Genomic DNA, 21,181 nt, shown 5'->3' with positions numbered 1-21,181 from the left:
GCCAATCCCGTCCTGTTTGCGCCGCCGTCTACCATGCGGGCCTTCGGCGTCAATGTCGCGCCGTTTTCGCGGCATCGGCCAGCAGGCGCGCATGTTCCTGCAGGGCGAAGCGGTCGGTCATCCCGGCGATGTAGTCGGCGACCATCCGGGCGAGCACGGTGCTGTCGGGCCGCGCCGGCAGGTCCGCGAGCCACGGCGCAGGCAGCAGGTCGGGCCGCTCCAGGTAAAGCGGGAACAGCGCCTCCACCACCGCCGTCACTTCGGCGCGGGTGCGCATGACGCTGGGAGCGCGGTAGACGCGCTCGAAGAGGAAGCGCCGGATCACCTGCAGGTCCTGCCACATTCCGCCCGAGAAGCGCACCACCGGGTGCCCCGCATGCCGCACCGCCTCGGGCGAGTCGGGGTCGAGGCTGGCGATGAGTGCACGCGAGGTGACCAGCACGTCCTCGACAAGGCCGCCGAACACCCGCCTCAGCGCCTCGTGCTGGCGCCGTGGCCGCTCGAGCCCCGGCCAGATCCGGTCGACCTCGGCGAAGGCCGGTCCCAGGATGGGCAGCGCCGCGAGATCGGCCTCGTCGAAGAGACCGGCGCGCAGCCCGTCCTGCAGGTCGTGGTTCGAGTAGGCCACGTCGTCCGAGATTGCCGCCACCTGCGCCTCGGCGCTGGCATAGGTATCCAGCTCCAGGTCATGGCGCTCGGCATACTCCGCCAGCGCGTAGGGCAGCACGCCTGTCACCGGACCATTGTGCTTGGCGATGCCCTCCAGCGCCTCCCAAGTCAGGTTCAGCCCGTCGAAGCGCGCGTAGTGCCGCTCGAGCGCGGTGACGATCCTGATCGCCTGGGCATTGTGGTCGAAGCCGCCGTAGGGCTGCATCAGTCGGTCCAGCGCCTCCTCACCCGTGTGGCCGAAGGGCGGGTGGCCGAGGTCGTGCGCCAGCGCCACCGCCTCGGTCAGTTCCTCGTTCAGCCCCAGCGCGCCGGCAATCGTCCGCGCCACCTGCGCCACCTCCAGGGTGTGCGTGAGGCGGGTGCGGTAGTAGTCGCCCTCATGCTCGATGAAGACCTGCGTCTTGTGCTTGAGCCGGCGGAACGCGCTCGAATGGATGATCCGGTCGCGATCGCGGGCGTAACAGGAGCGGAACGCGCTGTCGGCCTCGGAGATCAGCCGGCCGCGGCTCCTGCCAGGGTCGGTCGCGTAGGGGGCCTGCATCTCTGTCCTTCCGTTTACAAGCCTCCGATACCCCAAGGCGACGCCCATCCCAAGGCCGCGTTCTTGGAGAGGCGCGGCGCCTGTGCTACTCTTGGTTCTCCGAGGGCGCGGCCGCGCGTGACCGCCGCGCCGCCTCGCCGGTCTTCCGAACCGTAACGAGTTTCAGGTGCCCATGCGGCACCCTGCGATTTCTGCCGAAGCGGATCGAGTCCGACCCGGTTCATCCGTCCCGACCGGCGAGGCCTGGCAGGAGGACCACACTATGGAACGGAAAATCCGGCGGCTGGCGCTGCTCGCGCTGTCACTCTGCATTGCGGGCGCGGAGGCGTCGGCGCAATTCGCGGATCGGGCTGACCGCAACGGAGCGGCCGTGCAGGAAATGGCACCCCCCGACCGCGGAGGCGGTGGAGGCCCCGACCTGGGGCGCGAGGAGGCGCCGTCGCCGTCAGAAATGGCTCCGGACGACTCCGACGAGGGGCCGGACTTCATCATCAAGGAACAGAAGATACCGCCCCAGCCGACCCCATTGGACAACCCGCGTCAGCGACAGGCGAACCCCGGCGCAGGCTTCAACCTGCAGAACCTTTTCGGCCCGCGCCACGTCGTTACCTGCCAGACGCCCCAAGGTTACTGCCGTTTCCGCTATCGCCGCGCAGTGGCTCCCGGCGAAGCGTGCCGCTGCGGCGAGTTGTCGGGAAGAACCCGGTAGGATACCGCATCGACGCCGTTTTTGAGGCGAAGTTGCTCTTGTGCTATAGTACTGGTCTTCGCCCCTGGCCCTGACCGGAGACGTCCTGATGCTCCTCGCCGTCACGCTGGCCACCAGCCTTGCACTCTCGCATGTCAGCAGCGGAATGGATCCGGTTCCGATCTGGCAGGTGCAGTCGCCCCCTCGGAGCAACCAGACCAACCCATCGCAGCCCCCCTCGATTTCGACGCAGTCGCATGATCCGGAGACACGGTCACGTAGCGGTGATGACGGAGACAGCCGCGGGGACGCGGGTTGGCGCGGCCTCTTTGGCCAGCGAAACATGGTCACCTGCCAGACCGACGTCGGCTATTGCCGTTTTCGCTACCAGGAACCCGTGGATCCAGGACGCCGTTGCCGGTGCGGCACGGTTGAAGGCCGCACGAGGTGAACCGGCCGCGGGCCGCCGTCGTCGCGGCCCTCGTCGCCGGTGGCGTCTTCCTCCTGCTCGTAGGCTTCCTCGCCGGCAGCCTCGTCTCCGGCGTTGGGTACGGGCGGTTCGCCTTCCTCTACGAGAACTTCACCATCGACGCATGCCTTGCGCAGTTCGGCTCCGGGAGCGCGACTGTGGAGGAGGTGCAGGCGCTGGTGCGGGCGTGTTACGAAAAGCTCCGGCTTCAGGGCACCTTGAACGATTTTCTCATCCGTCGCGTGAACTTTCAGACGCAACACTTTGCAGACACCGTGGTCATGTGGATGGTGGTCCTGATGACGATGTCGGGCGTGGCGCTGGCCGGTTACCAGATCGTGGCCGCCTCGCGCCTCGCACCGGGCGACACCCCGGCCGAAAGCGAGGTGTCGGTCGAGCGGGGGCGGCTGTTCCTGCGCTCCTCCGTCACCGGGCTCTTCATCCTGATCGTCTCGTTCGCGTTCTTCTACGTCTACGTGATCTACGTCTACACGATCTACGAGATCGACAGTTCCACCCCCGCTGTCGAGGTGCGCGACGAGCCGATCGGGCCGCAGCTCCCGGTCGAGGGCGAGATCATCGAGTGACCGCTTGCCGACCCGGCGGAGCCATCCCTATATTCCGCAGGCCAACCGGAGAGATCGTATGGAGCTCAACCTTCCGCCCAAGGTCACGGACCGCGCCTTCGCGCGCCTGGCCGAGATAAATGACGCCGCTGGTGATGCCAAGGCCCTGCGCGTGGCAGTCGAAGGCGGCGGCTGCTCGGGTTTCCAATACGACATCCGTCTCGACGACCCGGCCGAGGACGACCTTGTGCTCGAGAAGGCGGGCCAGAAGGTGGTGGTCGACAACGTCTCGCTACCCTTTCTCGCCGACGCGGTCATCGACTTCACCGAAGAGCTGATCGGGGCCCGCTTCACTATCGAAAACCCCAATGCCAGCTCATCCTGCGGCTGCGGCACGTCCTTTTCCATCTGAGCGACACGGCGCATTCCGCCGCTGAAGCGCAGTCCCGGCACAGCGCGAAATCCACAGGCGCCAGCTGGCTTGTTGGCACGCCGCCCTCTCGGCTATAGGGCGCGCGGAGGGCCGGACATGAAGATCGCAACGTTCAACATCAACGGGATCCGCGCGCGCGGTCAGGCGCTGGCAGACTGGCTGGACGAGTCGCAGCCAGACGTGGCCATGCTGCAGGAGATCAAGTGCGTCGACGAGGCATTCCCGCGCGAGCCCTTCGACGAGCGCGGCTACAATGTCGAGACGCACGGGCAGAAGGGCTTCAACGGCGTCGCCATCCTGTCGAAGCTGCCGCTGGAGGACGTCTCGCGCGGCCTGCCGGGCGCGGACGACGACGAGCAGGCGCGCTGGATCGAGGCAACGGTCGTCGGGCGCCGGGCGATCCGCCTCTGCTGCCTCTACCTGCCGAACGGCAATCCCGCTCCCGGTCCGAAGTACGACTACAAGCTCGGCTGGATGGAGCGGCTGGAGCGGCGCGTGACGGACCTGCTGGCGGACGAGGAGGCGGCCGTCGTGGCGGGCGATTACAACGTGATCCCGCTGGACGAAGACGCGGCCCGGCCCGATGCCTGGCGCAGCGATGCGCTCGGCCTGCCAGCCACGCGGGACGCCTGGCGGCGGATCGTGAACCTCGGCATGACCGAGGCCTACCGCACGCGGAATCGTGGCCGGGGGCATTTCACGTTCTGGGACTACCAAGCCGGCGCCTATGACCGGAACGACGGCATCCGGATCGATCACGTGCTTCTGACGCCGCAGGCGGCGGACCTGATGACGGATGTGGGCATCGACCACGCCATCCGGGGAGGACCGAAACCCTCGGACCATGTGCCGCTCTGGGTAGAGCTGGACGCCTGACCCTGCGGAACCTGCGCATCGCGTCTCCGTTGCTGCCGTAATGCGCATCTCGATCCTCAGCCTCGCGATCGCCCTCGCCGCCACGGCCGAGGCCTGCCCCACCGCCAACACCGGCGCCGGGTGCGGCGGCGCGTTGCACGGCGGCGGTGCCAAGCTGCTGGTCGCGCCGGTAACGCCCGCACCCTACGCCATAGGCGACGTGCTGCCGCGCGGGCGCTACTTCGTCCTGCTCAACAGCGACTATTACGGACTCCGGCCGGTCGACGGCTTCTGGCGCTATTACGAGGTCGAGGGGCGGGTCTATCGAGTCCGGCCTGACACCCTCGAGATCCTCGAGGATGCGACGGGCGAGACCAACGCGGCGTTCTGAAGCGGAACGGCAGGTCCCGCCCGGCGTTTCCTGTCGAAGAACGGAGGATCATCATGCGCTTCGCCCTCGCAGCCCTGACCGCCGTGGCGCTGCCACTGGCGGCAAAATCACAGCCGCTCGACACCTGCCTGCCCGGTCCGGTGGGCACGGTGTCCGACTGCACCGACACCGTCGTCACCAATCCGCCGGCCGTGCAGGACTTCTCGCAGGGCGAGTTCATCAATCCTGACGCCGATGCCACGCTTGGTCCCGCCGGCCTCGGCGACATCGAAGTCGGCGGCGTGATCGGCGACGGTTACGACGAGATCGGCGATCCGGACACCTACGGGCTCGATCCCGACGAGAACTCGATCTACTACGACATCGGCGGCAATGCGGTCCGGGTCGACAGGGCGAGCCGCCGCGTCATCGAGATCCGCCCGTTCGGCGACATCGGGATCGGCGGAGCCGATGCTGGCATCGGCGACTACGACGCGGACATCGGTCCAGAGGAAGTCGAAGACCTCTCGCCCGGCATTTCGCCTCCGTCCGGATCGCCGGCGCTTACCGACAGCGGGATCGGCAACTGATCACTCCGCCGCTACCTTCCGCGCCGCCAGCATCGGCTTCAGGTAATGGCCGGTGTGGCTGCCCATCACCGCCGCGACTTCCTCTGGGGTGCCGGTGGCGACGACCTGTCCCCCGCCGTCACCACCCTCGGGGCCGATGTCGATGATCCAGTCGGCGGTCTTGATGACGTCGAGGTTGTGCTCGATCACGACGACCGTGTTGCCCTGCTCGACCAGCTCGTGCAGCACCTCGAGCAGCTTGCGCACATCCTCGAAATGCAGACCGGTCGTCGGCTCGTCGAGGATGTAGAGCGTACGGCCGGTGGAGCGCTTGGCCAGCTCCTTCGACAGCTTGACCCGCTGCGCCTCGCCGCCCGAGAGCGTCGTCGCCTGCTGGCCGACCTTGATGTAGCCGAGGCCCACGCGGCAGAGCGCGTCCATCTTCTCGCGGATCGACGGCACCGCCTTGAAGAACTCCTGCGCGCCTTCAACCGTCATGTCGAGAACGTCCGCTATGCTTTTGCCCTTGAAGTGGATTTCCAGTGTCTCGCGGTTGTAGCGCTTGCCGCCGCAGGTCTCGCAGGTGACGTAAACGTCGGGCAGGAAGTGCATCTCGATCTTGATCAGCCCGTCGCCCTGGCACGCCTCGCAGCGTCCGCCCTTGACGTTGAAACTGAACCGCCCCGGCTTGTAGCCGCGCGCCTTGGCCTCGGGCAGGCCGGCGAACCAGTCGCGGATCGGCGTGAAGGCGCCGGTGTAGGTCGCCGGGTTCGACCGCGGCGTGCGGCCGATCGGGCGCTGGTCGATGTCGATGACCTTGTCGAGGTGGTGCAGGCCCTTGATCGTCTCGCAGGGCGCTGGGGTCTGGCGCGCGCCGTTCAGCTGCATCGACGCCGTCTTGAACAGCGTCTCGATGGTCAGGGTCGACTTGCCGCCGCCGGAGACGCCGCTGACGCAGACGAACTTGCCCAGCGGAAAATTGGCCGTCACCTCGCGCAGGTTGTTGCCCGTCGCCTTCACCACCGTCAGCGCCTTGCCATTGCCCTTGCGCCGCTCCGACGGCACAGCAATTTCGCGCTGACCCGAGAGATAGGCGCCGGTCAGCGACGCCCCGTTGGCCGCGATCTCGGGCGGCGTGCCGTGGGCAACGATTTCGCCACCATGAACGCCGGCGCCCGGACCCATGTCGAAGACGTAGTCCGCCTCGCGGATCGCCTCCTCGTCGTGCTCGACCACGATCACCGTGTTGCCCTGGTCGCGCAGGTTCTTGAGCGTCGTCAGCAGGCGATCGTTGTCGCGCTGGTGCAGGCCGATCGACGGCTCGTCGAGCACGTAGAGCACACCCGTCAGGCCGCTGCCGATCTGACTCGCCAGCCGGATACGCTGACTCTCGCCACCCGAAAGCGTGCCTGCCGCGCGGCTGAGCGTCAGGTACTCCAGCCCGACGTTGTTGAGGAAGCCGAGCCGCTCGCGGATCTCCTTGAGGATGGCGCGGGCGATCTCGTTCTTCTGCTTGCTGAGCCGCTCCGGCACCGTCTCGGTCCAGGCGGCGGCCTCGCGGATCGACATCTGCACCACCTGCCCGACGTGCAAGTCGGCGATCCGCACCGCCAGCGCCTCGGGCCGCAGCCGGTAGCCCTCGCAGACGCCGCACGGGCGGGAGTTCTGATAGCGCTCCAGATCCTCGCGGATCCACGAGCTGTCGGTCTCGCGGTAGCGGCGCTCGATGTTCGGGATCACGCCCTCGAACGGGCGGCTGACCTGGTAGACACGGCCGCCCTCGTCATAGCGGAAGCGGATCTCCTCCGTGCCCGAGCCGCGCAGGAAGACCTCTTGCACCCTCTCCGGCAGGTCGATCCACCGCGCCGCCTTGTCGAACTCGTAGTGCGCCGCCAGCGCGTCGATGGTCTGCCGCACGTAGGGACTCTTGCCCTTGCGCCATGGGCCGATGGCGTCCGTCACCTTGACCGTGAGGTCCGGCACCACCAGCCGTTCGTCGAAGAAGAGCTCGACCCCCAGCCCGTCACAGGCCGGGCATGCGCCGAAGGGCGCGTTGAAGCTGAAGAGGCGGGGCTCGATCTCAGGGATTGTGAAGCCCGACACCGGACAGGCAAAATTCTCGCTGAAGGTGATCCGCTCCGGCTCGCCCTCCCCATCGCGCGGCGCGGTCTCGAGCACCGCGATGCCGCTCGCGAGGTCGAGTGCGGTGCGGAATGAGTCCGCCAGCCGGGTCTCCAGCCCGTCGCGCACGACGATCCGGTCCACGACCACGTCGATGTCGTGCCGGTACTTCTTGTCGAGCGTCGGCGCCTCGTCCAGCTCGTGAAACTCGCCGTTGACCTTGACGCGCTGGAAGCCCTGCTTCCGCAGCTCCAGAAACTCCTTGCGGTATTCGCCCTTGCGGTCGCGCACGATGGGGGCGAGCAGGTAGCCGCGCGTCCCCTCCTCCATCGCCATCACCCGGTCGACCATGTCCTGTACCTGCTGCGCCTCGATCGGCAGGCCGGTCGCGGGGCTGTAGGGCGTGCCGACACGGGCGAAGAGCAGGCGGAGATAGTCATAGATCTCGGTGACGGTGCCGACGGTCGAGCGCGGGTTCTTCGACGTCGTCTTCTGCTCGATCGATATCGCGGGGCTGAGGCCCGAGATGTGGTCGACGTCCGGCTTCTCCATCATGTCGAGGAACTGCCGGGCATAAGCCGAAAGCGACTCGACGTAGCGGCGCTGTCCTTCGGCGTAGATCGTGTCGAACGCCAGGCTGGACTTCCCCGAGCCGCTGAGGCCGGTGATGACCACGAGCTGGTCGCGCGGTATGTCCACGTCGACATTCTTGAGGTTGTGCTCGCGGGCACCGCGAACTTCGATGTGCTTCAGCTCGGCCATTCTGACCTCGTTCGGGACGATCTTCGTAGATAGGCGCCGGGGGGACGGACGCCAGCGCGGGAGAGTCGAACGTAAAGAGAACAACTAGCACGTCGCCCACCCTGCGCCAAGCGCCCGTCTGTCGCCCGCTGCGCGATGAGCCGCAACGCCGCTCACGCAGGTGTTATGTCCGCCTCCGAGCCGGGGGCTAAGCTTCAGGCAGGCAAAGGAGGGACTCACATGACGCTACTTCGCAGGACCTTCATCGCGGCGGCCGTGGCGCTCATCGCGACGCACGCGGCAGCGCACCACGGCTGGCGCTGGACCGACGGCGGGCAGTTCGAGCTGACCGGCGTTGTTACCCACGCGCAGCTCGGCAACCCGCACGGCGTCCTGACCATCGAGGCCAACGGCGAAATCTGGGCCGTGGAAGTCGGGCAGCCGTGGCGGAACGAACGCGCCGGCCTCACTGACAACATGCTGTCGGTCGGCACCGAGATGACCGTGATCGGCGAGCGCCACGCCGACCCCAACGAGTTGCGGATGAAGGCCGAGGCCGTGGTGATCGACGGCGAGACATACCCGCTCTACCCCGAGCGGCTTTGAACGAGATCGCCGCCGCGCTCGAAGCGACGGCGCTTGCACAGCACCTCAAGGCCTCGCGTTGGACCTATCCGCTGGTCAACGCGGGTCACATCCTGGGCCTCGCGGTGCTGATTGGCGCGGTGGTGCCCATGGACCTCCGCCTCCTGCGGGGTGACGCTACGGTGTTATGGCTCCGGCGCTACGCTGCCGGCGGGCTGGTCATCGCCGTGACGTTCGGAGCGATGCTCTTCATCACGCAGGCGACAGATTACCTCTCGAACCGCTGGTTCCTGGCCAAGATGTCCGTGCTCGCGCTCGCGCTCGCCAACATCGCCGCCCATCCGCGGTTGTCGGAACTTCCACCGGACGGTCGACAGCTTGTTGCGCTCCTGTCCCTGTCCCTCTGGCCAATCGTGCTCGTCCTCGGACGCATGATCGCCTTCGCCTGACGGAACAGGGAACCACCTCGACCGCCGGATCGCTTCGCCACGACCAGACCGGGAGACGCCGAATGACCGAGAGGACCGAGGACGAGCGCAAGCAGGTCCGTGCCGAATTCTCCGAGGCAACTAACATGACGCCAAAAGAGCTGGAGGACTGGCTGGAAACCGAGGAGTCGCAGTCGGTCGGCGACACCAGCGGCGACGGCGAGAGCACCGGCCACAAGTCCGGCCGCCGCATTGTCGCGCTCAAGCGCAAGAAGGTGGCAGACCTGACTGAGGACGACCACGACTGGATGAACAAGGTGGTGGGCTACGTCCACCGCCACACGGCGCAGGGCGGACCCACCGAGGACAAGGAACATTCCCGCTGGCGCCATTCGCTCATGAATTGGGGGCACGACCCGCTCAAATAGCACGGCCCGCTCCACAACCGGCACGACAGGAAAGCTTGTCCGAATCTCAAATTCGGATTAGCCTCCCATTCAAAGCAGTTCGATTGCGCCAATTTTATGGCCGATATTTCAGTATGTTGAGGCGCGGACCGACGGGCCTTCGATTTTCCGGGCCTGCTGACGCCCCGTAAGCCCCGACACGCCGCTCCGGGCGCAGGACGCGCCACCGCGACACCCGCTCGCGCGCCATTCGCGCGTGGGCACGACATAGCCCACGTCGAGGGAGATCCCCATGGTGCAGGTCAGCTATCCCGGCGTCTACATCGTTGAAAAATCGAGCGGCGTAAAGACGATCACCGGCGTCGCCACGTCGATCGGCGCGTTCTTCGGGCGAACGCAGAAGGGTCCGATCAACAAGCCCGTGCGGTGCCTCAGCTACGCGGACTTCCTCCGCACCTTCGGCGGCGCCCACCCCGAAAGCGAGCTGGCGGCGAGCCTCAGCCTCTTCTTCGCCAACGGCGGCAGCGACACCTACGTCGTCCGCCTAGCCGGCGCGGGAGCGCAGGCCGCGGGCATTGACCTCGAGAACCTGGCGGGCAACGTCGTTCTCCGCGCGACAGCCAAGGTGGCGGGCGTCTGGGGCAACGGCGTCCGGCTGGAGGTCGGTTACAACACGCCGAACCCTGGCGAAAGCTTCAGCCTGACGGTCATTCAGGAGGAGGGCGGCCGCGAGGTGGCGCGCGAGGTCCACCAGAACCTGGTGATGGACCCGACCTCCCCCCGCTTCGCGCCCAGCTTCGTGACCCAGAGCTCGGCCCTCGTCCGGCTCGCGGTCGACGCGGGCCTCGACCTGAACGCGGGCAGCTTTCCCGGCTTCTCCGAGGCGCGGCGGCCGCTTGGAACAGACCTCGCCGGCGTGCAGGCGACGCTCGACGGGCTGATCGCCTTCGGCAACCCGTCCGGCGCGCGACGGTTCGAGATCTCGGTCAACGGCTCGGCCTACGTCGCCGTGGACCTCTCGACGCTCGACGTCAACGACGCCGGCATCGGCGACATCGGCGCCCTTGAGGACGTGCTGCGGGACCGCATCAACAACGCCCTCGCCGCGCTCGTTCCGGCACAGACGGTGGAGGTCAGCCTCGACGCCTCGGCAGAGGCCGGCGGGCAGCGCTTCCTGAGGATCACCGCGACGAGCGGTGACACCGCGAAGGTCCGCGTGCGCCGGGCCGCCGCTTCGGACCTCGCCGGCGGGCTGATGCTCGGCGTCGACAACGGCGGCGTCGAGATGGCGCGGCGCAGCGACTTCCGGCCCGCACCGACCGGCTCGCTGGTGCGCCTAACGGACGACGCGGGCAACTTGACGGCGCTGAACACGCTCGCGGGCATGGACCAGAGCGACCTCACCGGCGTGACCATCGGCAGCGAGACGCCGATTCCGCTCGACGCCGCGCCGAACGACATCCAGACCACCGGCGGCGGCGATCCATTTACGACTGACGCCCTCTCGTCCAGCGCCAACGGCAACAACGACGGCGTTCGCGAGAAGCTGAAGATCATCTCGCAGGCGATCTCGAACGCGCCCGGCTCGCGATACCGCGCCGAGCTACACGGCCACGACCTCGTGGTGCTGGCCAAGGACGGCACCTTCAACGAGACGCCGAGCGGGATCGCGTTCGCTGGTCCCGAGGCGGGCACGGCGGACGGCTTCGTCCAGCTGAACTCGCGGCAGTACACGCTCGGTCCTAACGGGACGAGCGACTTCGTGACGTTCAACGCCGCAACCCAGACCGGTGCCGACGGCGGCGCGCCCGGCTTTCCCGAGTATGTCGGCGACCCGGTGCAGAAGACGGGTTTCCACGCGCTCGACCCGGTGGACCTTGTCAACCTCTTCGTGCTGCCGGCCGACCACGCGATGACCGAGGCGGAGCGAAGGGCGCTCTGGGGTCCGGCCAGCATCTACGCCCAGTCGCGCCGCGCCTTCCTGCTGATCGACTCCCCCGACAGCTGGACCGACGCCGAGGGTCGGCCTGCGGTCGTGCAGAACACCGACGACGTTAACAACATGCGGGCGACGGTGGTGAAGGACCATTCCGCGGTTTTCTATCCTAGGGTGCTCTTCAACGACGGCGGTCTGGTGAAGGCGGTCGGCTCGACCGGCGCGATCGCCGGTCTGATGGCACGCACCGACGCCACCCGCGGCGTCTGGAAGGCTCCGGCGGGCACCGAGGCCGACATCCGCAACATCGTCGGCCTGAACGCGAGTCTCACCGACCTCGAGAACGGCGTCCTGAACAAGCTCGGCGTCAATTGCGCGCGGCAGTTCGTGGCGGGCTTCGTCAACTGGGGCGCACGCACGCTCGACGGATCGGACGACCTCGGCAGCGAGTGGAAGTACATCCCGATCCGCCGCCTCGCGCTGATGATCGAGGAGAGCCTCTACCGCGGCACCCAGTGGGTGGTGTTCGAGCCCAACGACGAACCGCTCTGGGCCAAGATCCGCCTCAACGTCGGGGTCTTCATGAACGGCCTCTTTCGACAGGGCGCCTTCCAGGGCTCGACTCCGAGCGACGCCTACTTCGTCAAGTGCGACGGCGAGACGACGACGCAGGCCGACCGCAACCTCGGCATCGTCAACATCGAGGTCGGCTTCGCGCCGCTGAAGCCGGCCGAATTCGTGGTCATAACCATCCAGCAGATCGCCGGCGACCTGAGCTAAGCCCAGAGGGAGAGCGAGAATGCCCAACGGCTTCATCACCAACGCCCACCGGATCGACCCATACAAGAACTACAAGTTCCGCCTCTTGTGGGACCAGCGCGTGGTTCTCGGCGTCTCGAAGGTCAGCGCGCTGAAGCGCACGACCGAGGTCGTGACGCACCGCGACGGCGGCGACAACAGCCGCGACCACAAGAGCCCAGGCCGCACCACCTACGAGGGCATCACCCTGGAGCGCGGCATCACCCACGACCCCGAGTTCGAGGCGTGGGCCAACAGGATCCACTCGCCGAGCGGCGACCCCGGCATGGACCTCAAGGACATGCGCAAGGACGTCGTGCTCGAGATGATGAACGAGCGCGGCCAGGTGGTGAAGCGCTACTTCCTCCACCGCTGCTGGGTCAGCGAATACACCGCCGTTCCCGATCTCGACGCCAACGCCAACGCGGTGGCGATCGAATCGCTCAAGCTCGAACTGGAGTACTGGGAACGCGATCCCGAGACTAAGGAGCCCGACGAGACCGCGCCCGTGCCGGCAAGCGCCTGATGCACTGACGCCGACCTGCCGGCATCGAAAGGAAGGCAGCCGCGATGTCCGCACGCACAGATCTGGCGATCGTCCCGGGGTTTCGATCCGGCCGCCCCTCCTATCGCTGGCGAGGCATCGGTCGGATCGAGGATCTGGAGATCGACTTCTCCTCCCGCGACCGACCCGCGCTGGTCACCGCCGTCCTCGCCACCTGCGCGGAGCCGCCGGTCGAGGATCCCGAGGAGGTGTGGCGCCTGACGCTCGCCGCTCGGGTGGGCGGGCTCTTGGCCATCTACGCCGAGACGGTGCGGACGGAGTCGCTGCCGCTGGAGGTGCGCTGTCCGCACGACGACTGCCGCGAGGGGATGGAGGTCGAGCTGCCGGTCCCCGAGCTGGTCGCCCTGGCGCAGGCGGCCGAGGCCCGGCCGGAGACGGATGTCGCGGGGCAGGACGGCCCGATCGTCCTGCGCCGGCCGCGCGGCACCGACCAGAGGCTCTGGCGCCGCCGCGCCTACGCCGACGGCGCGGAGGCCGAGGCGGCGCTTCTCGCCTCGCTCGTGATCTCCGGTACGCTCGCGGCTGAGGAACGGTCCGCCGCGGCCGAGGCGCTGGCGGCGTTCGACCCGCTCTCCTGCTTCGAGATCGACGTGCGCTGCCCCGAGTGCGCGCGGCAGTCCGGCATCCCGGTAGACCTCGAGGCCGTGCTCCTCGCCTCGCTCTCGCGGGCGCAGGCGCGGATGATTTCGGACGTCGACCGCCTCGCCCGCCGCTACGGATGGAGCGAGGCCGAGGTCTTGGCGATTCCAGCCTGGCGGCGGCGGCGCTACCTCGCGCTTGACGGCGACGGGTGGCCGGCATGAGCTGGCTCGCACGCCTCGTCCGGCAAAGCGGCCTCGAGGTCGCGACCATCGCGCGTCCGCCGACACTCGATCTTGGCGGGCCCGACCTCAGCGAGGTGACGACGGAGGTCGAGCTTCCACCCTTCCCCGCGGCCGCGCCCGCCGCGCCGCCAGTGACGCCGCCGCAACCGGCCCCGCCGCAGGCGGCGATTACCGAAACGCCCGCGCCGGCAAGCCAGCGCTCGACACCCCGTCCCGAGCCTCCGCGGCCACACGACCCGCCCCAGCCGAGTCCACGGCGCGAGGACCGGCAGCCGGACGCTCGCCCGCACGAGGAAGCGCTCCAGGAGCAACCCGAGGTCGCCAGCGCGCCGCCGCGGCAAGAAGTCCGGAGGCACGAGACGCTGCGGCATGTATTCGAATGGGTCGCGCCGAACGACCGGCCGCCTGCCGAGCCGACGCCAGATTCGCCGGCGCGAAATGAGGTTCCGCGGCAGCCGCCCGTACTCGTCACCACGCCAGTGCCGGAGCATGAGGCGCCGCGAGACGAGGATCGGATTCCCGCACGACGGATAGGCCGGCCCTCCCCCGACGCGCCGGAGGTCGAGGTCGTGACGCGCGCCCCCCCGCGCCCCGAACGCGAGCCGCGGGAGCGAGCTGTGGCGCCAGCTCCGGTCGAGGAGCGTGTCGATATCGAGATCGGCACGATCAACCTCACCGTCGAGGCGCCACCTGCTTCGCCGCCTCCCGCAAGCGCGTCCGCCGCGCCGCCGCCGTCCGCGCCGCAGCCTCGCCGACGCGCCCCGCCGCCCCCGTCGCCGAACCGGCTCCGCCGCCGATTCCTGATACCGTGAGGAGGCCGGGATGGCACGGGCGGATTCCCAGCGGGCGATCGGGGCGGTGACGATGCTGCTGCGGGACCACCTGATGAGGCGGGGCCACGCCGTCTCGGTCGGCAAGCCCGAGGTCGCCACGCAGACCGACAGCGGCGCCAAGCTGAACCTCTTTCTGTACGAGACGACGCAGGAGGCGAGCCTGCGCAACGTCAGCCTCGACGGCGGCCCGCCCCCGCTCTGGCTCGCGCTGCGCTACCTGCTCACCGCCTTCGACACCGACGATCAGAGCGACAGCCCCGAGGCACACGAGTTGCTGGGCCAAGGGATGACGGCGCTGCACGAGCTGAACTTCCTGCGGCTCGACCCGATGGTGGATGCGCCCGTGCAGTCGGCGCTGGAGCAGAACCCCGAGCCGCTCAAGATCACCTTCGAGGAGAGCTCGCCCGACCTGCTCTCGAAGCTCATGCAGGGCGCGGACGAAACCTACCGCCTGTCCGTCGCGGTGCAGGTGCGGCCGGTTCTCCTGCTTCCCGCCGAGCCGCCGAACTACGCGCTGCTGGTCGGCGTCGACTACACAACCACGCCGCCAAGCGAAATCGGCCTCGATGGCCGCGGCATCGCGGTGATCCCGTCGCTCGGCGCGCGGCTCGATCGGGTGGAGCCGGCGGCTTTCGAGCCCGGCCAAACGATTACGCTCTACGGGGATGAACTCCACCTCGCGGGGCTGGAGGCGGTGCTGGGCGACGAGGTGCTGCGCGTGACCGGCCAGTGGCCGGACCGCCTCGCAGTCGAGGTCGAGGGGCTGGAGCCCGGTCCGGGCGGCGCGGGGCGCATCGCCTCCGGCCTCGGCCCCTCGGCGGGCGAGCTGCCGATCCGGCTGCGCGAGCCACGTCCCGGCGGGCGCTTCCGCTCGTCGAACCTGGTGACCGGTCGACTGCGGCCGGTCGTCACCGGCGCCGCGCTCAACGGGGCGGACCTGGAAATCACCGGCCTCCTGCTCGGCGGCGAAGACGACGACGTGCTCGTGGCCATGCAGCAGGACGGCGCGGTCGTGCACGCCTTCGACACGGTGACCAGCCACGAAGGCCAGCAGCAGCTCGACGTACCGGGTGTGGCCGGAGCGCTCGACCCCGGCACCTACCTCGTGATCCTGCGCGTCAACGGCCAGCAGGCACGCTCCAGCCCGACCGTGGTGCTGACATGAACGTCGCCGCCGGTCAGACGCGCGCGCCGCTCGGCTTCCAGCCGGAGCTGCGGGTCGACGACAGGCTGGCGGCGCACTGGCTGGCGCAGTCTACGCTGCGGCTCAGGCGCGAGATCGCATGGCTCTGGCACGAGCGCGCGCCGCAGGGCGCGGCGCACGAGCCTGGCGTGCTGCCGCCAGCGAACGACGCCCTCTCGACCGCGCTCGACCTCGGCCGCCACGACGCCGACCGGCACGCCTTCTTCGCCGCGGACCCCACGGCGGCGTGGCTCAGCGGCCGGATCGCAGAGCCCGCACCCACCGCCGCCGCTCCGGCGCGCGGCTCGTTCGGCTGGCTGGCGCGGGAGCTGGGCCTCTCCGAGGTGGATTGCCTCGCTCTCGCGCTGGCGCTCGGCGGCGTCGTGGACAGCGCGCGCGGCTCCGTCGTCTCCGCCTGTCTCGACGGCGGGGCGAGCGAGCCGACGCTGTCGCTGCTCCAGAGGCTGTGGGATGCGCCGCACGAGGCGATCGACCTGCTCGACCCGGCGCATCCGCTCGTGGCGCACGGCCTGCTGGACCCCGCCCCCACCGGATGGGACAGCCCGCTCCGCGTCGCCCCGTCCGTCGCGGCGCAGCTCCTGTTTTCGCCGCCCGCACCGCGCGGCCTCCGCCCGGTGCCACCGGCCGCCAAGGCTGGCGAGGATCTGGAGTTGCCCGTTGCGCGGCTCAAGACGCGCGCCACCGACCGCGCCAGCGTCGTCCCGATCTCCGGCACAGCCGGCGCGCCGCGGGCCGAGACGGCGGCGGCCATCGCTCGCTCTCTCGGGATGGCCTTGGTCGAGCCGACGGGTGCTGCCAACGCCGCCGCGCTTGCGTCCGCCATGGTGACCGCGTGGCTCAGGGGCGACGCGCTCTTCCTGCCGTTCGTGGCGGCGGCCGAGCTGCCGCTGGCACGGCTCTCCCGGCTGCCGCTGGTGATCTTCGTCGGCATGGACGACGGCGACCCGGTGGCGCAGCTGCCGAGGCAGGTTACGCTGGCTCGGGTCCGGCTCGCTCCCGCCTCCTACGACGAGCGCCTCGCCTGCTGGCGCCGCGAGCTGCCGGCGGTCTGGGCCGGCGAGGTCGGGCGGCGCGCGCTGACCGAGTGCGCGCGCCGCTTCCGCTACGAGGGCCGCACGATCTCGCGCATCGCCGCCGCCGTGCGGGCTCTGGAGCACCCGCCCGAGGCGCACGACCTCTTCGCCGCCTGCCGCGCCGATCTCGACCTCGGCGACCTCGCGCAGCCCGTCGCGCCGCGCTTCGACCTCGACGAGCTGATGCTGCCCGCGCGGCAGGCCGAGCAGGTGCGCCAGATCGTGGCCGCGAGCGCAGCGCTGACCCGCGTGCACCATGAATGGGGCACCGCGCGGGCGTGGAACGAGAGCGGCCTCTCCGCCCTCTTCGCCGGCCCGCCCGGCACCGGCAAGACCATGGCGGCCGAGGCCATCGCCCGCGCGGTCGACATGCCGATCTACCGCATCGACCTCAGCCAGGTGGTCAACAAGTACATCGGCGAGACCGAGAAGAACCTGCGCCGCCTCTTCGACGCCGCCGACGCCGCCGACGTGATCCTGTTCTTCGACGAGGCCGACGCGCTCTTCGGCAAGCGGACGGAGGTCAAGGACGCGCACGACCGCTATGCCAACCTCGAGGTCAGCTACCTGCTGGAGCGGATGGAGCGGTTCAAGGGCATGGCGATCCTCGCCACGAACCGCAAGAAGGACCTCGACGAGGCGTTCATGCGGCGCCTGCGCTACATGGTGCAGTTCCCCCTGCCTGGCCCCGAGGAGCGGCTGCGGATCTGGCAGGCGGTGCTGCCCGCGGGCGTCGACACCTCGGACCTCGACCTGCGTTTTCTCGCCGACCGCATCCCGCTCTCGGGCGGGCACATCCGCTCGGCGGTGTTCAACGCCTGCCTGCAGAGCGCGCGCGAGGGCGAGGCGCCGGTGCTCGCCATGCCGGCCGTCGTGCGCGCGGTGAAGGACGAGTTCGACAAGCTCGGCCGGGCGGTCAGCCTCGACCAGTTCGGCCGCTACGGCGAGCACCTGAGGGAGTGACGCGATGCGCCTGAAGCTCGATGCGCTGAACCTGACGCTCAAGGGCTTCGCGCCCGAGGCGGCGCAGCGGCTGACGCGCGAGCTGCCCGGCGCGCTGGAGCGGGCGGTGGCGCATCCGCGGGTGGCGCCGAAGGGCCTTGCCGACCGGGTGGCACGGCAGGTCGTCGACGAGGTTCGCAAGCGGAGAGGAGACGCCTGATGCCGTTCCTGCTGCGTGGCGCGCTGATCGAGTACGGCACCGATCTGATCGGGCCGATCCCGAACGTGGTGATCTTCCAGTTCAACCCCGAGGCGCTGAACCGCACCTTCGTGGTCCCGCAGCGCCCGCAGGCCGCCAACGACCGCGAGCAGAGCCAGGCGGGCGAGACGGTGTACGAGAAGATCACGCTCAAGGCCCACTTCTCCGCCGCCGACGCGCTCGACGAGGACAAGTTCCTCGCGCGCACATTTGGCATCGGGCCGCAGCTTGCGGCGCTGGAGAAGATGGTGCTGCCGGGCGGCAAGATCGCCGGCCTCCTCGGCGCCGCCGTCGACGCCATCGGCGACGCGCTGGGCCTCGGCGGCGAGGAGGAGCCGCCGACCCAGCCGATCCCGCGGCAGGCCTTCCCGCGCATCCTCTTCATCTGGGGGCTGACCCGGCTGCACCCTGTGCGCATCGACTCGATGAAGATCGCCGAGCTGGAATACGACAACCTGCTGAACCCCGTCCGCGCCGAGGTCGACCTCGAGATCTCGGTCGTCAAGGTCGACGCCTGCTCCGACGACTGGCTGGCGCGGGGCGCGCAGGAATTCACCGACATCGCCAAGGAGGCGCAAGCGATCGCCAACCTCGCCAATACCGCCGAGCAGGTGGTCGAGCTGATCCCGATCTGAGGTCCCGCCATGTTTCTCGAAACATCCCGCTACGCGAAGGTTCCCCGAGACGAGGTCGAGGTCGCCGGCCGCCGCACCGTGGCGATCCGCCTGCGCCGTCTGCCCGCCCCTCCGGCCGATCCGCACGTCGTGCAGCAGGGCGACCGTCTAGACCTGATCGCGCAGGCCCGCTTCGACGACGGCACCCGCTTCTGGCACATCGCCGACGCCAACAGCGCGCGCGACTCGCGGACACTCGTCACCCGAGTGCTTCGCACGATCATGGTTCCGAGGTCCTGATGGCGGGCGCGGCGTTCAGGATGTTCTTCGGCGACCGCCCGGCGACGGTCGAGGAGCTCGAGCGCGTCGAGGAGATCACGGTCGAGCAGGAGATGGAGATGGCGTGGGAGGCGCGGGTCCGGATGGTCCTCTGCCTCGACGACAAGGGGCACTGGAAGAACCAGGCGCGGGACTTCGCGCAGCCCTTCTCGCGCTTTCGCATCGAGGTGCAGCTCGGCAAGGGCGCGTTCGTGCCGCTGATCGACGGGCCGGTCGCCGGCGTCACCGCAGAGATGAGCGCCAGTCCCGGCGAGAGCGTCGTGAACCTCGTCGTGCGCGACGACAGCGTGCTGATGAACCGCGAGGAAGCCACAGAGGTCTTCGAGGAAAGGCTGGACTCCGACCTCGCGACCGAAATGTTCGGCCGCTTCTCAACCATCACCTCGACCGACGTGCTGCCGACATCCGGCGCGCAGCCCATCACCGTCAAGCGCGGCACGCCGATCCAGTTCGTCCGCGAGCTCGCCAAGGTCAACGGCTATCTCGCCTATGTCCTGCCGGGCGAGGCGCCGTCGCAGAGCGTCGGCTGCTTCCGCCCGCCCGACACGTCGCGGTCCAGCCTGCCGCCCCTCGTCCTTCTGGGCGACAAGCGCAACCTGACCGGCGCCACCTTCGACGACGACAGCGAGGGGCAGGAGCGCACCCGCGGCTGGAGCCTCAGGATCTCGGACCAGCAGGTCGTCTCGGCCGAACGGTCGGCGCAGGACCAGGACCTGCTGGGCGGGCTGCCGCAGGTCTCCGACGACCAGAGCGCCCTGCGCGAGCTGCCGCCCGAAGAGAACACGCGCGAGGATCCCGAAAGCGAGACCGACGCGCAGGCACGGCACGCATCTTACTCGCTGAAGATGACCGGTCAGGTGGTGCCCGGCTGCTACGACGCCGTCCTCGCGCCATACAGGACGATCGCGATCAAGGCCGGCGACACGCCCTACTCGGGCGACTGGCTGATCCGCAAGGTCACGCACCGGATCAACACGTCGGTCTACACGCAGGAAATCGAGGCCAGGCGCAACGCCGTCTCCGACCCGGGCGGCGGCCTGCCCTTCCTCGGCGGAGTATTCTGAGATGGACGGCGATTTCGAGAGCATCCTCGAGCGGGTCAGCGAGTTCCAGCGCACCCGCTACTTCGGCAAGTACCGCGGCCTCGTGAACGACATCGACGACCCCAACGGCTTGGGGCGGATCAAGGCGGACGTGCCGGCGGTCTTCGGCGATCAGGTCTCGCCTTGGGCGTTGCCGTGCCTGCCCTTCGCCGGCGCCTCGCACGGCCTCGCCCTGATGCCCGAGGTGGGCGACGGCGTCTGGATCGAATTCGAGGGTGGCGACCTCTCGCGCCCGATCTGGAGCGGTTGCTGGTGGGCCGACGGTCAGCGCCCGACGCCCGACGGCAACCTCGCCCGCCTGCTGGCCACCAGCGCCGGGCACCAGCTCCTCCTCGACGAGGACGGCGACGAGATAAAGCTGGTCCATCCGGGCGGCGCCGAGATCGTCATCGGCTCGAGCGAGATCACGATCTCCATCGGCCAGAGCAAGATCAAGCTCACCTCGAGCGAGGTGAACATCAACGACGGCATGGTGAAGGTGACGACGGCCGGCGCGAGCCTGGTGAACGACGCCTTCAAGGTGGGCGGATGACGATCCCGATCATCAACACGGCCGCCACGGTCATGTGCCCCCACGGAGGCACCGTCTCGCTTTCGACCAGCCAGTCGAGCGTCAAGGCGGACGGCAGCCCGGTCTGCCTCGAGACCGACATCCACACCGTCAGCGGCTGCCCGTTTCAGGTGCCGATCCCCGCCGGCACAAAGCCGCAGCCCTGCGTCACCGTCCGCTGGACCGCCGCGGCGACCCAGACCACGGTCAACGGCATCGGCGTCCTGCTGCAGTCGAGCGTAGGCCTCTGCTACAGCGCCGAGCAGATCCCCCAGGGCCCCGCGACCGTCTCCTACACCCAGCAGCAGGCGAAGGGGCTTTGACCTCCGCCGGGCGTCATATCGCCTTTCCGTTCCGCATCGGCGCGGACGGGCGCAGCGTGACGCCGGCGAGCGACTCCGACCACGTGCGCGACGAGGTGCTGCAGCTCCTGCTGACGAACCCCGGCGAGCGGCCGTTCCTGACCGAGTTCGGCGGCGGCGTGCGGCGGCTGGTGTTCGAGCCCGCGTCGGACGTGCTGCGCGGCGTGACCAAGGCGCGGATCTCGCAGGCGCTGTCGCGCTGGCTCGGCCACCGGCTGACGGTCGAGGCGCTGGAGGTCGAGTTCGAGGGCGAGCGCATCGACATCCTCGTCAAGTTCCGCCCGGCGGGCAGCGAGGACAGCCGCCTCCTCCGCTTCCAGAGGCAGGGGCAGTAGCC

24 protein-coding genes are annotated in these 21,181 nt (G+C 69.1%); 22 read left to right on the top strand and 2 right to left on the bottom strand.

What is annotated here, in order from left to right; translation table 11 throughout:
* Positions 1-49: 49 nt before the first annotated feature.
* Positions 50-1,210 (bottom strand): deoxyguanosinetriphosphate triphosphohydrolase, encoded by a 1,161-nt coding sequence (locus JM664_RS10880; RefSeq protein WP_227419921.1) that lies wholly within the window; start codon positions 1,208-1,210, stop codon positions 50-52.
* A gap of 262 nt (positions 1,211-1,472) precedes the next feature.
* Here JM664_RS10880 and JM664_RS10875 point away from each other — a divergent pair, with 262 nt between their 5' ends.
* From JM664_RS10875 to JM664_RS10850, 6 genes are all read left to right on the top strand, one after another.
* Complete coding sequence (locus JM664_RS10875; protein WP_227419920.1) at positions 1,473-1,919, top strand: hypothetical protein; 447 nt, start codon at positions 1,473-1,475, stop codon at positions 1,917-1,919.
* A gap of 426 nt (positions 1,920-2,345) precedes the next feature.
* The gene (locus JM664_RS10870; RefSeq protein ID WP_227419919.1) at positions 2,346-2,954 is read left to right on the top strand and encodes a hypothetical protein; all 609 of its coding nucleotides are present in this window, start codon (positions 2,346-2,348) and stop codon (positions 2,952-2,954) included.
* 58 nt (positions 2,955-3,012) lie between these two features.
* Positions 3,013-3,345, top strand: coding sequence for a HesB/IscA family protein (locus JM664_RS10865; RefSeq protein WP_227419918.1), 333 nt, complete (start codon positions 3,013-3,015; stop codon positions 3,343-3,345).
* Between the two features lie 117 nt (positions 3,346-3,462).
* On the top strand, positions 3,463-4,242 hold the full coding sequence (gene xth / locus JM664_RS10860; RefSeq protein ID WP_227419917.1) for an exodeoxyribonuclease III: 780 nt from the start codon (positions 3,463-3,465) through the stop codon (positions 4,240-4,242).
* A 40-nt stretch (positions 4,243-4,282) separates the two neighbouring features.
* The gene (locus JM664_RS10855; RefSeq protein WP_227419916.1) at positions 4,283-4,612 is read left to right on the top strand and encodes a hypothetical protein; all 330 of its coding nucleotides are present in this window, start codon (positions 4,283-4,285) and stop codon (positions 4,610-4,612) included.
* A gap of 53 nt (positions 4,613-4,665) precedes the next feature.
* Entirely contained in the window at positions 4,666-5,181 is a 516-nt protein-coding gene (locus JM664_RS10850) for a hypothetical protein (protein ID WP_227419915.1), read from the top strand.
* On the opposite strand, the gene uvrA is transcribed toward JM664_RS10850, so the two are convergent.
* The gene (gene uvrA, locus JM664_RS10845) at positions 5,182-8,043 is read right to left on the bottom strand and encodes an excinuclease ABC subunit UvrA (RefSeq protein ID WP_227419914.1); all 2,862 of its coding nucleotides are present in this window, start codon (positions 8,041-8,043) and stop codon (positions 5,182-5,184) included.
* A gap of 219 nt (positions 8,044-8,262) precedes the next feature.
* Between uvrA and JM664_RS10840 the strand changes: the two genes are divergently transcribed.
* From JM664_RS10840 to JM664_RS10765, 16 genes are all read left to right on the top strand, one after another.
* Complete coding sequence (locus JM664_RS10840) at positions 8,263-8,628, top strand: DUF6152 family protein (protein ID WP_227419913.1); 366 nt, start codon at positions 8,263-8,265, stop codon at positions 8,626-8,628.
* Entirely contained in the window at positions 8,625-9,056 is a 432-nt protein-coding gene (locus JM664_RS10835; RefSeq protein ID WP_227419912.1) for a hypothetical protein, read from the top strand. The genes JM664_RS10840 and JM664_RS10835 overlap by 4 nt, the downstream gene beginning before the upstream one ends.
* Before the next feature lie 62 nt (positions 9,057-9,118).
* Positions 9,119-9,463, top strand: coding sequence for a DUF3140 domain-containing protein (locus tag JM664_RS10830; RefSeq protein ID WP_227419911.1), 345 nt, complete (start codon positions 9,119-9,121; stop codon positions 9,461-9,463).
* 271 nt (positions 9,464-9,734) lie between these two features.
* The gene (locus tag JM664_RS10825; RefSeq protein ID WP_227419910.1) at positions 9,735-12,158 is read left to right on the top strand and encodes a phage tail sheath C-terminal domain-containing protein; all 2,424 of its coding nucleotides are present in this window, start codon (positions 9,735-9,737) and stop codon (positions 12,156-12,158) included.
* A gap of 19 nt (positions 12,159-12,177) precedes the next feature.
* Positions 12,178-12,702 carry a phage tail protein gene (locus JM664_RS10820; RefSeq protein WP_227419909.1) on the top strand — a complete coding sequence of 175 codons (525 nt, stop codon included), beginning with the start codon at positions 12,178-12,180 and terminating at the stop codon, positions 12,700-12,702.
* Between the two features lie 44 nt (positions 12,703-12,746).
* The gene (locus JM664_RS10815; protein ID WP_227419908.1) at positions 12,747-13,544 is read left to right on the top strand and encodes a hypothetical protein; all 798 of its coding nucleotides are present in this window, start codon (positions 12,747-12,749) and stop codon (positions 13,542-13,544) included.
* Complete coding sequence (locus tag JM664_RS10810) at positions 13,541-14,377, top strand: hypothetical protein (protein ID WP_227419907.1); 837 nt, start codon at positions 13,541-13,543, stop codon at positions 14,375-14,377. The genes JM664_RS10815 and JM664_RS10810 overlap by 4 nt, the downstream gene beginning before the upstream one ends.
* A gap of 10 nt (positions 14,378-14,387) precedes the next feature.
* Positions 14,388-15,563 carry a DUF4255 domain-containing protein gene (locus tag JM664_RS10805; protein WP_227419906.1) on the top strand — a complete coding sequence of 392 codons (1,176 nt, stop codon included), beginning with the start codon at positions 14,388-14,390 and terminating at the stop codon, positions 15,561-15,563.
* Complete coding sequence (locus tag JM664_RS10800; protein WP_227419905.1) at positions 15,560-17,638, top strand: ATP-binding protein; 2,079 nt, start codon at positions 15,560-15,562, stop codon at positions 17,636-17,638. Before JM664_RS10805 ends, JM664_RS10800 begins: the two co-directional genes overlap by 4 nt.
* 4 nt (positions 17,639-17,642) lie before the next feature.
* Positions 17,643-17,837 carry a hypothetical protein gene (locus tag JM664_RS10795; RefSeq protein WP_227419904.1) on the top strand — a complete coding sequence of 65 codons (195 nt, stop codon included), beginning with the start codon at positions 17,643-17,645 and terminating at the stop codon, positions 17,835-17,837.
* Positions 17,837-18,511 (top strand): hypothetical protein, encoded by a 675-nt coding sequence (locus JM664_RS10790; protein ID WP_227419903.1) that lies wholly within the window; start codon positions 17,837-17,839, stop codon positions 18,509-18,511. The genes JM664_RS10795 and JM664_RS10790 overlap by 1 nt, the downstream gene beginning before the upstream one ends.
* A gap of 9 nt (positions 18,512-18,520) precedes the next feature.
* Positions 18,521-18,790 (top strand): hypothetical protein, encoded by a 270-nt coding sequence (locus JM664_RS10785; protein WP_227419902.1) that lies wholly within the window; start codon positions 18,521-18,523, stop codon positions 18,788-18,790.
* Positions 18,790-19,893 (top strand): hypothetical protein, encoded by a 1,104-nt coding sequence (locus JM664_RS10780; protein ID WP_227419901.1) that lies wholly within the window; start codon positions 18,790-18,792, stop codon positions 19,891-19,893. The genes JM664_RS10785 and JM664_RS10780 overlap by 1 nt, the downstream gene beginning before the upstream one ends.
* Position 19,894: 1 nt before the next feature.
* On the top strand, positions 19,895-20,464 hold the full coding sequence (locus JM664_RS10775; RefSeq protein WP_227419900.1) for a phage baseplate assembly protein V: 570 nt from the start codon (positions 19,895-19,897) through the stop codon (positions 20,462-20,464).
* On the top strand, positions 20,461-20,805 hold the full coding sequence (locus JM664_RS10770) for a hypothetical protein (protein WP_227419899.1): 345 nt from the start codon (positions 20,461-20,463) through the stop codon (positions 20,803-20,805). The genes JM664_RS10775 and JM664_RS10770 overlap by 4 nt, the downstream gene beginning before the upstream one ends.
* Positions 20,802-21,179, top strand: a complete 378-nt coding sequence (locus JM664_RS10765) for a GPW/gp25 family protein (RefSeq protein ID WP_227419898.1) — start codon at positions 20,802-20,804, stop codon at positions 21,177-21,179. Before JM664_RS10770 ends, JM664_RS10765 begins: the two co-directional genes overlap by 4 nt.
* Positions 21,180-21,181: the final 2 nt, after the last annotated feature.

Origin of the sequence: Roseitranquillus sediminis, assembly GCF_016918935.1 — a bacterium.
GTDB lineage: Bacteria > Pseudomonadota > Alphaproteobacteria > Rhodobacterales > Rhodobacteraceae > Roseitranquillus > Roseitranquillus sediminis.
Note: the sequence above shows the minus strand (reverse complement) of the source record. Positions and strands in the feature narration are given on the sequence as shown.

Coding starts and splice junctions, on each gene's coding strand:
- uvrA (WP_227419914.1), bottom strand. CDS start 8,043: ATGGCCGAGCTGAAGCACATCGAAGTTCGCGGTGCCCGCGAGCACAAC.
- JM664_RS10795 (WP_227419904.1), top strand. CDS start 17,643: ATGCGCCTGAAGCTCGATGCGCTGAACCTGACGCTCAAGGGCTTCGCG.
- JM664_RS10880 (WP_227419921.1), bottom strand. CDS start 1,210: ATGCAGGCCCCCTACGCGACCGACCCTGGCAGGAGCCGCGGCCGGCTG.
- xth (WP_227419917.1), top strand. CDS start 3,463: ATGAAGATCGCAACGTTCAACATCAACGGGATCCGCGCGCGCGGTCAG.
- JM664_RS10780 (WP_227419901.1), top strand. CDS start 18,790: ATGGCGGGCGCGGCGTTCAGGATGTTCTTCGGCGACCGCCCGGCGACG.
- JM664_RS10865 (WP_227419918.1), top strand. CDS start 3,013: ATGGAGCTCAACCTTCCGCCCAAGGTCACGGACCGCGCCTTCGCGCGC.
- JM664_RS10830 (WP_227419911.1), top strand. CDS start 9,119: ATGACCGAGAGGACCGAGGACGAGCGCAAGCAGGTCCGTGCCGAATTC.
- JM664_RS10790 (WP_227419903.1), top strand. CDS start 17,837: ATGCCGTTCCTGCTGCGTGGCGCGCTGATCGAGTACGGCACCGATCTG.
- JM664_RS10840 (WP_227419913.1), top strand. CDS start 8,263: ATGACGCTACTTCGCAGGACCTTCATCGCGGCGGCCGTGGCGCTCATC.
- JM664_RS10800 (WP_227419905.1), top strand. CDS start 15,560: ATGAACGTCGCCGCCGGTCAGACGCGCGCGCCGCTCGGCTTCCAGCCG.
- JM664_RS10785 (WP_227419902.1), top strand. CDS start 18,521: ATGTTTCTCGAAACATCCCGCTACGCGAAGGTTCCCCGAGACGAGGTC.
- JM664_RS10820 (WP_227419909.1), top strand. CDS start 12,178: ATGCCCAACGGCTTCATCACCAACGCCCACCGGATCGACCCATACAAG.
- JM664_RS10875 (WP_227419920.1), top strand. CDS start 1,473: ATGGAACGGAAAATCCGGCGGCTGGCGCTGCTCGCGCTGTCACTCTGC.
- JM664_RS10815 (WP_227419908.1), top strand. CDS start 12,747: ATGTCCGCACGCACAGATCTGGCGATCGTCCCGGGGTTTCGATCCGGC.
- JM664_RS10855 (WP_227419916.1), top strand. CDS start 4,283: ATGCGCATCTCGATCCTCAGCCTCGCGATCGCCCTCGCCGCCACGGCC.
- JM664_RS10805 (WP_227419906.1), top strand. CDS start 14,388: ATGGCACGGGCGGATTCCCAGCGGGCGATCGGGGCGGTGACGATGCTG.
- JM664_RS10810 (WP_227419907.1), top strand. CDS start 13,541: ATGAGCTGGCTCGCACGCCTCGTCCGGCAAAGCGGCCTCGAGGTCGCG.
- JM664_RS10850 (WP_227419915.1), top strand. CDS start 4,666: ATGCGCTTCGCCCTCGCAGCCCTGACCGCCGTGGCGCTGCCACTGGCG.
- JM664_RS10775 (WP_227419900.1), top strand. CDS start 19,895: ATGGACGGCGATTTCGAGAGCATCCTCGAGCGGGTCAGCGAGTTCCAG.
- JM664_RS10825 (WP_227419910.1), top strand. CDS start 9,735: ATGGTGCAGGTCAGCTATCCCGGCGTCTACATCGTTGAAAAATCGAGC.
- JM664_RS10770 (WP_227419899.1), top strand. CDS start 20,461: ATGACGATCCCGATCATCAACACGGCCGCCACGGTCATGTGCCCCCAC.